Genomic DNA, 15,180 nt, shown 5'->3' with positions numbered 1-15,180 from the left:
GAAAAAGTAATAATACTATGTCTTCATTTAGTCTGTCTCAGTTATCATAACAGGATCCCAGCCAAAATCCTGATACTGTTTTATTGGAAGATTATTAGCCTCAACATACTGCGCAATCGTTTCTATTCTTACTTTTTGCCTGTTTTCATCATCAGGTTGTATTTCCATGAATTTATCGAAATATTCACCAAATATTTTTTTCGCACTGGCATTCCAGGCAGAGCCATCCTCGCATACATCAAAGGATGTAACCTCATAGCCATCATCTGTCTTTTTAAGATGCATGGCCCCGGGATAATTGCCACCTGATGCTGTCATCAAGGTATCCCCATCAAGATCATAGTTATAGATATCAAAATCTCCATACACTATGACATCTTCAGGATTTGATTCGTCTATAGCCACTTCACGTACTACCGGAATTGAAACATCAGATTTCTCATATTCAGCAGCTACTACCTCAACCAGATGCTTACTAACTGCATAAAAAACTGAGTCCTTATCAGGATACTCATACTGTGGAAGACTAGTCAGCGCTTCTCCTGCTTCTGCCTCGTTCTCAGATTTTGCTTCAGATTGTTCCTTATCCGATGACTCTGCTTCTGTATCTGATGCCTCCTCTGCCTCTGTTTCTGGCTGAACTTCTTCCTTTGCAGGTGCTTCTTCCTGCTCTACAGACCCTGCTGTAGCACTAATGTCTGCTTCAATAGTCTCTGTAGCGCTTTCAAGTTCCGCATCACTTCCGACCAGTTCTTCGTTTTTGCCACCACATCCACTTATAATGAGCATCGCTCCGCACATAAGTGCCAGGAACTTCTTACAATTTCTGTTCATTAACTTCCCCTCCTCATAAATAAAACTATATGGTAATTATACTTTATGCTACTCCCAAACTAAAGTTACACAATTATGCATTTGATAAAGATTTTATAAACTTTGTTGCTTACCACGACTCTGCATAGTAAATCCAACGGAATTTCCTATATGATAAGAAAGGCTCTCCACACTATTTCATACATGCAGTCATGATGAAACTACAGTATATGTATCTGTGTGGAAAGCCAGGCATTAGATAGACATTACTATATTCATAAATTCCCTATATTTTCGGGAAAGGTTTGGCATTGGAATTATCAGTTCCGGCAGATAACGCATCTCTCCGTCATCCTTTATCACGGTACGTTTATCCTGATTTACAATAAAAATCTCGGACTCAAAATCCCATGTATAAGAATTATAATCAGTCATGAATTTCTTCTCAGGAAAAAATGGAGCAAATGTCTCTTTTTTCACATCTTCCATCTTTTTACTATCCTGATACTTCTTTGCTCTGATATGTATGATATGGTTTGTAAAGTCCACAGTCACATTTTTCACTATTTCACTTCTCCCACTTCATTTTTATAAAATAAATTCCCGAATCATATTATACCTTTTCAGCTAATTCCACAACAATTAGTTGAATAAGGTTTTTTTGATTGGTTTATTATTTTCACTTTCTAAAAACAACCCAGTTATGTGACCACGGAACAGGTAATCCAAAAAGCGTTCTTACTTTTCCTGTTGCCTTCCTGTACCAGGAATAATTCCAGCCTGCACCCATATCCATGTATACGGCATTAGTAACACCGATTCGTTTAAGCTCCTCCATGAACTCGCCAAAATGCATCATCTTCACAGAATCGATTACACAAAGATGTCCATTGAGCTCTGCCAGGGTTCTGTAACATCTGGCTCTGGGTCTGTCGAAATTCATCACTGCCTTTTTATCATTTATCATCGCAAGCTGCATAAATCCGCTGCCGCCTGCCTCTGCAGCCTTTTTGACAGCTTTCTCTTTATCACCAAATTCAAAACCGAATTTTCCATCAGCAAACACGAAGGCTCCGTCCGCATCCCTGTCATAGGGACTGTCATAGAACTCGCCATGGGATGCATGATCCCCCTCAATATTGTCCTGTGAGAATCCCAGCTCGACTGCATGCTGAAAAGCTGCCCCGCAGCACCAGGTTATTGACTCATCGGACTGTGAAGGACGATTGCCGCATTCCATATCCACTGTCTTATACTCAGGGAAAAATATATACACCTTATCTGTCCTGTAAATGGTGGTTTCATCTCCCGGAAGTATCTCTTCTACCGACATACGAGTCGCATCAATGCTCTCAGGAATATTAATGTGATACTGAGATATAAGCCCCATAAAAATAAATATAAAAGCGGGAAGTACCAAAAACGAAGTCATGTAGCAAAGATGATACATGATCCTCAAGGGCTTGAATTTAATCTTCTCAGGTCCCCATAAATAAATGACCAGTGCCACACTTTGAAAAACAGGCAATGTCCAATAGACAATATAAGGAGCTGACATCTGTGCTACAAAGAAAGTAGTGTAAGCACCATATGAAAGGAGCGCCATGGACATAAGCCACATTCCTGATAAACGTTTTCTCATATTCATTGGCTTTTCTTCCTTTCTTTCTTTTGTTTAAGCAGCTCATCCCTAAGCACCTTAAAGGAATCAATCTGTGATTCGATACTTACAATCAATAGGAAAATGGCAATGTCTGTCAAATATTGAAGCCCGTTCTCCCACAAGATATCTTTGGCAAAATCCAGGTTACTGTTAGCCACAATCAGGATGATATAAACCACAACCTTATAGATAATGGCTATTCTGTTCAATATAACATTCCCCGGATTGCCTTTTTTTGCATAATTGATTATGAAATGATTTATCGTAATAATTATCGTCATCAGAAACGACATGCCTGCTGCCGCAAGGTATATACTTCCCTGCACACCGATCACAAGATAGGTATCAAAATCCTCCTCTCCCCACAGCTGTCCAAGCACAAGATGCGCTTCCTGATACATGAGACAGAACAGTACTCCGCCCATCATTCCCTTGGCAACATCCCAGCTGTATCTCTTGTAGGCAAAATACATGCATACTACAGTCACAAGCTTTACCAATACTTCAAACATGGCAAATTTATCGCCATAAGGCCGTATAAGAACTGCAGAGATGACACTGGTAATAACAGCAAAAAGGCAGGCTGTCGTCATCATGTATTCATTTAAGAATATTGATTGCTTCTCACTTTCCATAATACTTACTCCAAATCCTCATATTCTTCATTTTCAGAAGGACTCTCCTTAACCACAAATTTCATCAGTCTGCTGTGATGGATTATAAAAACTGCCAGCAGCAGGAAAAGGTGCGTATAAAATATACCGACTATGTAATAATTCCTCTCCAGTAAAAATCCCATTCTGAATCCGAAAAAGCACATTCCACCACACAAAATTATGCACAGTATAAGCATCGGAATTCTTAAGAATGCATTTTTTATAGCTTCCACAAAATCCCAGAAGGATGCATCAAAGTAAACAAATCTACCAACCATTAATCCCAGATAATACATCATTACCGGACTGTACTCACTTTCATCACCGATAAAGTTCAGATAAATAAGAATTATTATCGCGTAAAACATAGCCAACATTCTGATGGAAGCCTTTTCTTCCTTAGAAAGACGTGCCAGCGGAATAATGAGTTTATCCAGAAATGAGTTGAATACACAGGATAAACAGATGAGAAGCAGAAGTGCAAAGTCCTTACCATCACTCCATCCTCTGTAGAACAGTCCCGTAAAACGTCCCGAATGTCCTGCACCATTTTGCATCAGTGTGTAAACATGATTAAAAACAACATAAGCACAGGCGAACGACATAACAGATGTACCTGCAATTATCATCTCATAAAAAAGCTGAACATATTTGTGAAAGTTCACGGGCACAGCACCTTTACGCTCCCTTCTTGGCAAAAAGGTCGCTGTAAATTCCGCCCCTCCCAAAAGTACAAAGTTACAAACCAAAACCCCCAGTAATCCCACGGCAAAGAAAAGAAGTTTCTTAAGCCATGTAAACTCCGGGTTTAAATAAGCATCTAATGTCATTTGTAGTTTTCCTCCCCTAGATGTATATTGGCACGATTACTACGTAATCCTGCACACAAAACTTTTTATCAATCTATCCTGAATCTGTACACCCTGGTCTCGTAAGGTCTGTACATTCCATGTCTCACAGCATAAGTACACATTTCACTTCTCACAAGATCCTGAAACATGTTATCCCCATATCTTATGTACTGCTTTCTGTCAGGATAATTGCACAGCATAAGCTGTCCCCTTTTTCCTATATACTTTTCCGGAATCGTAACCTTTACCGGAATCTTTGCAAAGGAACATATTATCAGATAGCTCACAGTTCCATAGCTTCTCTCATACATATAAACATTCGGATCATTCGGATAGTATTCCTTATAATTACCATACAAAAGAGCCTTGGAATTTCTTCTGAGAGAAAGACATTTTCTGTAGAAATTCAATATACTGAATTCGTCCTTCTCCTCGGCTGCCACATTGATCTTTTTATAATTAGGATTAACATAAAACCACGGCTTTACAGTGGAAAAACCCGCATATTTTGAGTCATTCCACTGAATGGGAGTGCGCGCAGAATCCCTGCTTGACAAATGTATTCTCCTAAGTCTTTTTTCCTCACTGTCCTTTAAATGATAGGTATTGTAATTTGCAATACTGGAAACATCCACATACTTGTCTATAGAGTTAAGACGTATGTTGGTCATTCCAATCTCCTGCCCCTGATATATAAACGGAGTGCCCTGTAAAAACAGATAGCATACCGCCAGCATAGTTCCGCTTTCCCTGTGATAATACTCACTTCCGTAGCGGCTTATGATACGCGGATGATCATGATTTTCAAGATAAAGAGAATTCCATGCTCTTCCTGCAAGTGCCAGCTGCCACTTGGTAAACGCCTTCTTCAGTTTTATAAGTGAAAATGGTCTGTGAATGTACTGCGTGAAAAGACAATCTGCCAGCATATGATCAAAAGAAATCATCATATCCAGAGACTTGTTTTCCCCTGTCACATATTTAAGTGCAGAGTTAACCGTAGTCATAGGCCCCTCACCTATCTGAAAACAATCATATTCGTTGCATACCTGTCTGAATTCGCCAAGATATTCGTGAATGTGCGGTCCGTCTTTATAGTATGGCATACCGTTAACCGCAGGAATAAAAGGAAGCCCGTTAGGAAGCCCCTCTTTTTTGGATATAAAGTTTATTACATCCTCTCTGAAACCGTCCACCCCCATATCAAGCCAGAAACGCATTATGGACTTTACTTCTTCCCTGACTTTCTCATTGTCCATATTGAGGTCAGGCTGCTTTTTGGCAAACAGATGGAGATAGTACTGGCCTCGCTGCTCGTCATATTCCCATGCTTTTCCATCGAAAATGCTGTCCCAGTTATTGGGCTTATCACGCCATATATAATAATCACTGTAAGGGTTGTCCTTCCCCTTACGGCTCTCGATAAACCAGGGATGCTCATCAGAAGTATGGTTTATAACAAGGTCCATGATAACCTTAAGCCCAAGTTCATGGGCCTTATGCAGTACCTTTTTAAACTGATCAAGTGTACCGTAATCAGGATGAATGTCCTTATAATCAGATATGTCATATCCAAAGTCCGCATTAGGCGAAGGATAAAGCGGTGAAAACCAGATTCCGTCCACCCCAAGGGACTTAACATATTCCAGCTTGTCATAGACACCATATAAATCACCGATACCATCGCCATTACCATCAGCAAAGCTTCTGACCCAAATCTGATAAAAAGCCATCCGCTTGTACCAGTCTTTTTCTTTTTCCGCAGACTTTTCCTGTCTACCATCAGCAGAATTATTGACACTACTTTCTTTGATTTCTTTTTCATTTTCTTTCAGATTTTCATTACACATATCACACCTCAATAATCGTTTACTGCAGAATGCAGGATTCTTGTGGGTTCTTTAGATAGAAATAATCGTCAAGTGCCAAGGTCAAAAAAGCAACCGGCTGAATATTTCAGCCGGTCACCCCAAATCCTTATATTCATTATAGACCTTTTACTTTAAGCTGTTAAGAGGCTTAAATTCCAAAGCCGGTGCATCAGGATATTCCAAATTGGAAAAGCGATCATTATATTCCTCTTCGGAAAGCTCCTCCCATTTTCCATCGCTATAGGAAACTGCCCATTTATACTCAGCTTCGTCAGTTTCATCAAGTTTCAAAGAGTACTGTAAAAACAGTTCACTTGAATTAGGCTCAAGATTCCAGCTGGTTGCTACATTTACTCCCGCACTCTCAGAGACATACTCTGAAATAAAGGGACCGTTAACCTTATAGTAATCTCTGAAATGCCCTGAAACTACATGAACAGGCTTACCATTCTCAGAACCGAAAATGTCATATACCTGCTGGTTCTCAATATCACCTATGAACATCTCATCAACGCCATCACTGTTGCAGTCAGCATAAGCAACTCCGATTGCCTCCATGGGATCCTTTGCTTCATCTCCCTGTGAGATTGCGTAGTAAACGGGACTTAAATCAGCTGCCTCAAGCTCGTTTGCATCCTTGGCACTCTCAACAGTTGCGGCAATTTCCTTTGCAAGATCGCCATATAAATCCTCACCCTTAGTGCCACCACCGTCTACATAAGTTCCACCCTGTTCTGCCTCTAAAGTAGAAGCTATATCTCTGCAGCTGTCCTCAAGCTTTTTATATGCCTCCGGCACTTCTTCATACTTCGTATAATCCCACTGCACTTCTGAAGCAAAGCTAAGGAGCACATGATGAAGCTTTCCATCGGCATCTGTGAGCTCACCAATCTTGGTTCTCATTCCGCCGTATTCTCCATAGTTATCAGCTAAGCAAATACCGAAAACGAATCCGCCATATCCGTCATCATGGCCTTCCTTTTCATAAATATTTATTTCATTATCATTTGTATATGCCAGATAAGTTCCTTCAAGTTCCTTTGGCATTGTAATTGACATAAATTCGTTGGAAATCTTACCGTCTGCGTCAGGAGCAGTTTCCTTACCCATCCAGTCTTCATCAACATTTTCACTTTCCGCATCGGTGCCAGTTGTTTCTTCCTCAAGAGCATCCTCTGATGATTCGTCCTCTGATGCTGCATCCTCAGCACTTGCAGCCTCTTCAGTAGACTCTTCACCTTCTGATGAAGCAGTATCTGTAGTTGCGCTTGCATCCTCTGATATGTTTTCCACAGCACTTTCTGTCTGGGTAGCAGCGCTGCCACAACCTGACATTGCAAAAACACAACCAATAACCAATAATAAAATCTTATTCTTCATTTTTCCCTCCTTCAAAGTAAGAAACACTCTTAATCTACTATCAGTCTAGTATGCTGCGTCCAACAAATGTCCAACATATGGCAAATGACAGATATAATATGTATAATCTGCTTATGGAAAATCATTCTCTCTTCATTCCGTTAATGCTCATGTCCAGGCCTTCCTTTACGCTTCTGCCTGCAAACTCCATGCTCTTTAACACGCTGTTCTTGGTCTTCTCAGTGATTTCCCTGGCATTTTCCGAGAATTCCTTAACGCCATCAGGAAGCCTGTCCTTAAACTCCTCAAGATCCTCTTTAAAATCCACCTTGAAGTCCTCAAAGTTCTCCTTCATACCGCCGTATATATTTCTTGGTATGTCGAAAATATGCTCCGTTCCCTTTATTATCGTAGCTGCTGACTCAAGAACATAATCTGAGCTCTGCTTCTTCTTAACAGGAAGCTTTTTGTTTTTTACCATGTCACGTATTATCCCATATCGCTCATATGCAGCATGAACAGCATCGCTCCAGGAGATATAAATCTCATCCATGGCATGCTGTCCCACATCATGTACAGCATCAAGATTTCCTGCTGCCTTTTTCAAAAGTGCTGCCATTGATTCAGCATTCTCATCTATGAGATAACCGTTTCGTCCATCGGTGATACCCTCTGCGGCACAGGATTTTTTTATAAGAACACTTCCAAGTCCGCAGGCTGCTGCCTCTCTTACAACTATTCCATTAGTGTCATATACAGATGGGAATAAGAAAAGGTCAGCCCTTGTATTCCATGCCCTCAAAATGTCTCTGTCATAAACAGGTCCTGTAAAAATAACTTTTCCAGGAAGTGAGCTTTCAGATGCATCGCCCTTTTCATTTATACAGCATATTCCAAGGTCCTTTACCTTCTGCTGCATCTCCTCCATATCAGGACCACTTCCTATAAATACCATGCGATAATCAATACCGTCCTCTGAGAGCTTTTTAAGAGCATCGATTATGAGTGGAAGTCCCTTGTACTTAATAATTCTTCCCACGAATAAAAATACCGGAATACCTTCAGGAAGGTCATGACCTCCTGTGACTTCCTTCACTTTATCTGCATCTACCCTGCCCTTGGCAAAGTCAACTCCATTATTCATAACGTGCACATCGCCCTCATATCCAAGGGATTTAAGGTTATCTCCTGCTCCCTCCGATACTACCCATACTTCATCACAGGCCTCTATATTTTTAACCATAGCTTTTACGGTTTCTTTTTTTAAGAATCCATCGCCTACTGCTCTTGCAATATCCACATCGAATTTAGTGTGATAGGTAAATACTATTGGTGCACCGGTCTCGTTTTGAAGAATCCTCGCCATAAGCGTTGAAGCTGCAGGGCAATGTGTGTGAATGATATCCGGACCAAATTCTGCCATCTGCATTATTTCACGCATGGCAAGAGGATTCCCTGTCCTGTATCCTTTGACAAGCTCAGATGTATCAAAGCTGCTGTAGGGAATAACCTTGTATGGATATCCATCATATTTGGCATCCGGATAGCGCGGAGTACCAACGACAACTTCCGCTCCCAGTTCACTTGTCAAAATCCTTCCATAATTCATTACCACATTTGCCACACCATCGATGACCGGTGGAAATGAATCGTTCAATAAGCATATGTTCATTAAGTTCCCCTCCGAGTTGTAATATAGAAATTCAAATATTCATTCTAATGTCTGTTGTACTGTAGATTTCAAGGCAAAATAGCACCCGCAGAATTGCGGATTTATTTTTGTTACTCCCCATACTCATACTATTATAATCTTAAATATGGTATAATGTACTACATGATTTTTATCTTTTGTGGAGGAATGAAAAGTGAGTTTTACTGTATTTGCAGACGGCTGTGCCAATCTGCCCAAGCAGCTGCTTGATGGAATTGAGCTTTTGCCCTGTGACTATCTTGTAAATGACATACCTGTAACTTACACAGGTGATATTGAAGATTTTGATGGTCATGCATATTATAAAGGACTTAAAAATGGGGATAAGGTAAAAACGAGCCTTCTTAATACCGCATTGTTTCTGGAGCATTTCACACCTATCGCAAGTAAGGGTGGAGATATTATCTACATAGCGATGAGTTCCGGGATTAGCGGAACCTATAACGCTGCTGTTGCTGCTGCAACTGATCTTATGGAAGAATATCCTGACAGTTTTATACATATAGTTGATTCACATGGCTGTGGTTTTGGTAACGGTATCCTTGCATTAAAAGCTGCAAAGCTTAACAAGGAGGGCTGCGACACTAAAGAGGCTGCAAGAATACTGGATGAAGCAGTTCCGCACGCATGTCAGTACTTCACGGTGGATGACCTTAATTTTCTTAAAAACACAGGTCGCGTAAGTGGTGTTACTGCTCAGATAGGAACCATTCTTAATATCAAGCCCATATTATTCGGTGACAGCACCGGCCACATTATATCCTGTGACAAAGTCAGAGGAAGAAAAAATGCGATAAAGGCCATCGTTCAGAAATATGCCGAGAAGCGCATTGTTGATACCGATGACCAGATAGTATGCATCTCCCACGGAGACTGCATAGATGATGCCAATAAACTGGCTGCCATGGTAATGGAGATAAATCCCAAGGCACGCATAACCATATCACAGCATGAACCTTTCTCAGGTGCTCATGTTGGTCCCGGAATGCTTGGTCTGTTTTTCTGGGGAATCGAGAGATAAGAAAATATAAACCCTGCTCCGCAAATATTTCACACCAATTCTGAAGGTTATAACCTTCCGGTGTAAAATATGCGGAACAGGGTTTAATTTTTAATCAGAGCACTTTGCCGGTGCCTTCACTTATTATCTTCTTCTGCGCCTTCTTCTTGCCAGAATTTTTAATCCGATATTTCGCAGAATCAAAAATCCACTCACCACCATCGCAAAGGAAAAGCCTACAGCCCCCAGGACCGGAATCCCGAAAACCCTCGGCTCCATTGAGGTTGTACACATAACACTTGATGCAATTAGAAGTGCTGCAACTCCAAGTCCTATGACCATATTTCTAATTGATGAATAGATAAGCTCATCAAATTCCTTGGAAGGATTGATATTTATATTTACCTTGCTCTGACCAGCAAGATATTCTTTCATTACCTGGGATAGCAAAACCGGAATCTCTATACCTCTGTCAGCGGCGCGATAAATTGCCCTGCCATACTTTGACATCTCTTCTGTCAGATCCAGATTTTCCATAAAATCACTCATGATCTTGGTGGTGGCTATCTGCATCATATTGATATCAGGACTGATGGTTGCAAGAACTCCCTGCACATGTGCAAGTCCCCTGCATAACATCGTCATGCCGTGAGGAAGAGCTATTCCGTTTTCCTTCATTATGTCCATAAGGCTCTGAAGTGCTGCTGATATATCAAGACTTCCGAAAGCAACTGATCCGTACTGATCAAGGAATGTCTTTATTTCCCCATAGAGCTTATCCCTGTCCGGTTTACCGCTCACATCACCAAGATCAATTACGGCATTGACCGTAGCCTGAATATCGTGCATGGCAATACTTCTGACTCCGCGGACCATGAGCCTTCTGTCTCTGTCTGAGAGTCTGCCCATCATTCCCATGTCGAGCCATATGATCTTGCCATCCATTATCCTTACATTTCCGGGATGGGGATCCGCATGGAAAAATCCGTCGTCCATAACCTGCTTGATGAAGCTGTTTACAAACTTCTTACCGATCTCTTCAAGGTCATAACCGTTAGCGACCAGATATTCCACATCATCTATGGCACATCCGCCTATATACTCCATAACAAGAACCTTGTCCGTGGTATACTCCATATACAGATCAGGGCATCCCACGTAGCGTATATCCTTGTTGTTCTTTTTAAACTCAGCGATGTTGCAGGCTTCCTTGAAAAAGTCCATTTCTTCTCTGGCAACGGTCCACATCTCATCCAGAACCATATCCAGATCCACTATATTCTTAAGATCACCAACCGGAGGCATGAGCTTAACAAGCCTATGCAGAAGGCTGATGTCTCTGGACATGACTTCAAAGACTCCCCTTCGCTGAACCTTGATTATTACGTCCCTGCTTTTCCCCTCTCCTGCATCCTTCTTCAAAGTAGCCCTGTGAACCTGAGCAATAGAAGCAGCGCCCAGAGCATTCTCCTCTATATGTTCAAAAACATCCAGATAGGAACAGCCATAGGATTCCTCAATGATCTCTATAACCTCTGAAAAAGGCATAGGCGGAACATCAAAATTAAGCTTGGCCAACTCATCACAATAACGCTTCGGCAGAATGTCAGAATGCATTGACATAATCTGCCCAAGCTTTATGTAAGTAGGACCAAGCTCTTCTAATATAATTCTTAGTTTTTCAGGCGATATGCCTCTGGTGATCTTATTTCTTGCCAGTACTCCTCTGATCTCCCTGAATCTGGCATTGTCCTCAGCACTTCGATACTTTTTGTCCTGAGATATAAGATCGCCGTCAGCCGCCATAGCCTCCGCCCTGTCTGCCTGAGCATCAGCCATCTTTCTCATCTTACTAACAATATCCGATAAATCAGCCATTATTTATTCTCTGCTGCCGCAATGATTTCCTTAAGCTTTGAAAGCTCATCTGAAGAAAGTCCGTCCACAATCTTGTTAAGATCCTTTTCTTCGTTTTCTTTCTTGCCGGCATTCTCCTTAACAGTGCGCTTTAACTCCTGGTTAAGAGCTTTCCCCTGTTCAACAGTAATCTCGCCCTTCTCAACCATCTCTTCAAGAATTTCTCCTGCCTTCTCAGCAGTAAGTGCTACTGCTCCTACACCTGCAAGTAAGATTTTTTTAAGTCCATCTGTAAGATTATCCATTTTTTGTACCCTCCTCAAATTTGTTAAAAAAACAGTTCCCAGAGTTTTGGGAAAAAGATAACTCCACCTATGATCGCCGCATTTATGGCACTTACAAGAACAGCACCTGCAGCTGCATCCTTTGCTTTTTTGGCAAGCGGCTGCTTCTCCTTTGTTACAAGATCAACCACTGCCTCAATAGCGGTGTTTACAAGCTCAAGACTTATCACCAGTGCAAATAAAAGGACGCAAAATGCCCACTCCAAAAGGGAAATCTTAAGAATGATACCAAAAATGATCACAAGAACAGCGACCGTGCAGTGTATCTGCATATTGCGCTCATGGGTCATTGTGGTGATTATCCCCTCAAAAGCATATTCAAAGCTTTTATAAAGTTTGTTTTTCTTAGGTGTTTTATTATCCATATACTATTAGTATATAGCCTAATTAGCGATAATTCCAGTAAATAATGAGGTAAATACTATGCGCAGACCAGCCAGCTAAAAACCTCGCTAAGTGCACCGGGCAAACAAATATCACTAGGCTCGAAAATACCTCGCCAAGTGCTCCGCGCAAATAAAAAGCCCCGGTACTGCAGTTGAACATATCTGTTCATCATGCAGGCCGGGGCCAAATTCTTTATTACATCTGTTCGCTAAGGTATATTGATACTCTGCTCTGAATTATATCAGCTACTTCCTCAGCACTCTTTTGTCCTTCGTAAAAAGCTGCTGCCTCTTCATCTATTATATTGATGATATTTTCATCTCTGCCGTCACTGTTGGTCACAGATTCGATGAAATCAACCACTGTCTGGGTTTCTTCCTTGGAGAGAGCTTCGATATTTACATCGGTTCCTCCTATACTCCATACAGAAGTTGTCTCAACCTTCTTGCCATTGGAATCAATATAGTAAGGATTCTCCTGAGCTTTCTCGGCAAGTGCATCAATAGCCTTTTTCTCTACCGGGAAACTCCACTCAATGCTCTTCTGATAATCATCAGTCAGGAAGGATTTCATGAATTCCCACACAGCCTGCTTATTCTTGCAATCGCTGCTCATAGCAATCTGAAGCATGGGATTGATGTAGGACTTTCCATCCTTTGTTGAAGGAAATCCGTTAAATACTATATCCTTTCCAAAATATCCCTTTTTAAGAACCTGATAATCTTCAAAGGAACTGAGCCAGTAGCTCTTTAAGAGTGATTTGTTCTCTCTGTAGTAGGATTCGTATTTTTCATAATCAACGTTTTCATCACTCTCAGGAAGCTGCTTGATAAATTCCAGGAACTTTACAAAACTGTCTGTATCAAAGCTGCAGGTTCCATCTTCATAATTAACATAAGTACTGCCAATTGTCTGATAAAGCTGTCTTGCATCACTTCTTGTGAGCATACCCATACCAACCTCAGGGTCTATACCGCAGCTCTCACATATATCCTTGTAATTATCAAGGGTAACAACTTCATCCTTGATAATATCCTTTGCTGCAACACAGGTTGTCACATAAAAGCTCGGAATCACTGAATACATGTGGTTCTTGACCTTAGTTGCTTCTATTACATTTGACAGATAATCCGTTACTGTTATTTCATCGTCTGCCTCAAAATAAGGATCAAGTGGTTCGAGAGCTCCTTTTATGGCATAGCTCTCAAAAGGCATGCTATCATCAACCAGAATGATGTCAGGGGCTTTTCCCTGTGTGATATCAAGGCTGAGCTTATTGATTCCTGTCATGTATGTATCTGAATAATCGTCATCACCATCATTTTCTTCTTCTACAAGGTCTGCATAATCAATGATGCTTATTTTATATTTCTCACTGCTCTTATTGAACTTCACGACCTGCTTTCTGACCTGATCAGCCATGTACACAGTACCAAGCGTTATCATCTCTTTATCTTCAACAGTCGAAGGATCTACCTTTGTGAGATAACTTAAAACTCCACCATCAATTGAAGAATTCTCTATGAGAAGTCTCCCATCAGGAGTCTCACCAATAAAGTTGACCATCTCTACCAGAGCATTTGATGCAGTAAAATCACAGATCTTGGTACACTTTTTATCTCCTATGTTGAAAGCATAGATGCCATTACTATCATATTTATAAAAATCATAGCTGGTACCGGGATATAAACCATAACCGCCATAAACATCCTCCGGCATAGCTTCACCTGTGTCCGCAAAAGTCATTGACGAAGGATCAAGCTTACTTACGGTTGTTCCCTGTCCATCCTCATCTGCAATAAGATAAACATCGTCATTTCTGGTTCTGAAAAGATTTCCGTCAAAATATGTATTCTCTTTGGCTTCTCTCTTGTAGATATTTTTGCCTTCACCGGTATTCTCATCATAGAGACTTACTCCGGATTCTGAGCAGGTCAGCACACCTTTCCCCTTAGCGTATGCCATTGAGCTGACGTAAGATCCTGAATCTTCCTCTGTAAGAGGCTGTTCAAAAACAACCTTTCCATCGGAAGAAAACTTAACCAGCTTGTATTCCGTATCTGATGATCCGTAGTCCTCGTTCTCCTCACCATCTGCGGCTTCATCAGCAGTATCTTCATCATTAAAAATATATTCTACGGCATAAATGTTACCGTCATCATCGCAAACCATGTTGTCAAAAGATGTATTTTTCTTATCACCTAGTGCTACTTCTTCCATCTCGCCTGTCTCATAAGGAAATCTGTAGAACTTCATATCCCCTGCCTCAGCATCATAGTTATATATGCTAAGAAACAGACCATTCTTATTTGCACAGACCTTTGAAACATTGCTGTTTTTATCAGTTGGAATATCTATATCCTCAAAGGAATACACATGATCTTTGTCTAATTCCTTTGCAGGTCTGTCGCCGCCCTCCGTAATAACTCCTTCCTTTTTTCCGCAGGCACTTAAAAAAGCCATAGAACATACCATTCCTATGGCAGCTGCCTTAACTAATCTCCCTTTTCTCATACTCAAAGCCTCCTAGTTGTTAACCCCCTCAACATTTGGCTTTCTATAGTAATCATCAAAAGTATTTGCGTTTACTATACAATCCTTAGAACAAGTTCCACCTGGAGCTATACCAATTCTCCAGGTGGAATTCAGATAATTAATAATATCATAT

At 40.9% G+C, this 15,180-nt stretch carries 13 protein-coding genes; 1 reads left to right on the top strand and 12 read right to left on the bottom strand.

Annotation, left to right across the window (positions count from 1 at the left end; all coding sequences use genetic code 11):
* Window positions 1-27: 27 nt before the first annotated feature.
* From G622_RS0111630 to G622_RS22660, 8 genes are all read right to left on the bottom strand, one after another.
* Entirely contained in the window at window positions 28-834 is an 807-nt protein-coding gene (locus tag G622_RS0111630) for a hypothetical protein (RefSeq protein ID WP_026510869.1), read from the bottom strand.
* Between the two features lie 234 nt (window positions 835-1,068).
* Window positions 1,069-1,377 carry a hypothetical protein gene (locus tag G622_RS0111625; RefSeq protein WP_026510868.1) on the bottom strand — a complete coding sequence of 103 codons (309 nt, stop codon included), beginning with the start codon at window positions 1,375-1,377 and terminating at the stop codon, window positions 1,069-1,071.
* A 115-nt stretch (window positions 1,378-1,492) separates the two neighbouring features.
* Window positions 1,493-2,461, bottom strand: a complete 969-nt coding sequence (locus G622_RS0111620; RefSeq protein ID WP_026510867.1) for a hypothetical protein — start codon at window positions 2,459-2,461, stop codon at window positions 1,493-1,495.
* Window positions 2,458-3,111, bottom strand: a complete 654-nt coding sequence (locus G622_RS0111615; RefSeq protein ID WP_026510866.1) for a hypothetical protein — start codon at window positions 3,109-3,111, stop codon at window positions 2,458-2,460. Before G622_RS0111615 ends, G622_RS0111620 begins: the two co-directional genes overlap by 4 nt.
* Before the next feature lie 5 nt (window positions 3,112-3,116).
* A complete protein-coding gene (locus G622_RS0111610) occupies window positions 3,117-3,962 on the bottom strand; it encodes a hypothetical protein (protein ID WP_026510865.1) in 846 nt (281 codons plus the stop codon).
* A 68-nt stretch (window positions 3,963-4,030) separates the two neighbouring features.
* The gene (locus tag G622_RS22670) at window positions 4,031-5,833 is read right to left on the bottom strand and encodes an alpha-glucosidase (protein ID WP_049945817.1); all 1,803 of its coding nucleotides are present in this window, start codon (window positions 5,831-5,833) and stop codon (window positions 4,031-4,033) included.
* 147 nt (window positions 5,834-5,980) lie between these two features.
* Window positions 5,981-7,234 (bottom strand): hypothetical protein, encoded by a 1,254-nt coding sequence (locus G622_RS22665; RefSeq protein WP_044957546.1) that lies wholly within the window; start codon window positions 7,232-7,234, stop codon window positions 5,981-5,983.
* Between the two features lie 121 nt (window positions 7,235-7,355).
* Window positions 7,356-8,885, bottom strand: coding sequence for a glycosyltransferase (locus tag G622_RS22660; RefSeq protein ID WP_049945816.1), 1,530 nt, complete (start codon window positions 8,883-8,885; stop codon window positions 7,356-7,358).
* 193 nt (window positions 8,886-9,078) lie between these two features.
* Here G622_RS22660 and G622_RS0111590 point away from each other — a divergent pair, with 193 nt between their 5' ends.
* Entirely contained in the window at window positions 9,079-9,945 is an 867-nt protein-coding gene (locus tag G622_RS0111590) for a DegV family protein (RefSeq protein ID WP_026510864.1), read from the top strand.
* A 123-nt stretch (window positions 9,946-10,068) separates the two neighbouring features.
* Here the strand turns inward: G622_RS0111590 and G622_RS0111585 are convergent, their stop codons facing one another.
* The 4 genes from G622_RS0111585 to G622_RS0111570 all read right to left on the bottom strand — a co-directional run bounded on the left by G622_RS0111585 (window position 10,069) and on the right by G622_RS0111570 (window position 15,026).
* On the bottom strand, window positions 10,069-11,802 hold the full coding sequence (locus G622_RS0111585; protein WP_242832993.1) for an ABC1 kinase family protein: 1,734 nt from the start codon (window positions 11,800-11,802) through the stop codon (window positions 10,069-10,071).
* The gene (locus G622_RS0111580; RefSeq protein WP_026510862.1) at window positions 11,802-12,086 is read right to left on the bottom strand and encodes a phasin family protein; all 285 of its coding nucleotides are present in this window, start codon (window positions 12,084-12,086) and stop codon (window positions 11,802-11,804) included. The genes G622_RS0111585 and G622_RS0111580 overlap by 1 nt, the downstream gene beginning before the upstream one ends.
* 23 nt (window positions 12,087-12,109) lie before the next feature.
* A complete protein-coding gene (locus tag G622_RS0111575; protein ID WP_026510861.1) occupies window positions 12,110-12,490 on the bottom strand; it encodes a diacylglycerol kinase family protein in 381 nt (126 codons plus the stop codon).
* 217 nt (window positions 12,491-12,707) lie between these two features.
* On the bottom strand, window positions 12,708-15,026 hold the full coding sequence (locus G622_RS0111570; protein ID WP_026510860.1) for an ABC transporter substrate-binding protein: 2,319 nt from the start codon (window positions 15,024-15,026) through the stop codon (window positions 12,708-12,710).
* Window positions 15,027-15,180 lie beyond the last annotated feature (154 nt).

It is taken from the genome of Butyrivibrio sp. LC3010 (genome assembly GCF_000424385.1).
Classification (GTDB): Bacteria; Bacillota; Clostridia; order Lachnospirales; family Lachnospiraceae; genus Butyrivibrio.
Note: the sequence above shows the minus strand (reverse complement) of the source record. Positions and strands in the feature narration are given on the sequence as shown.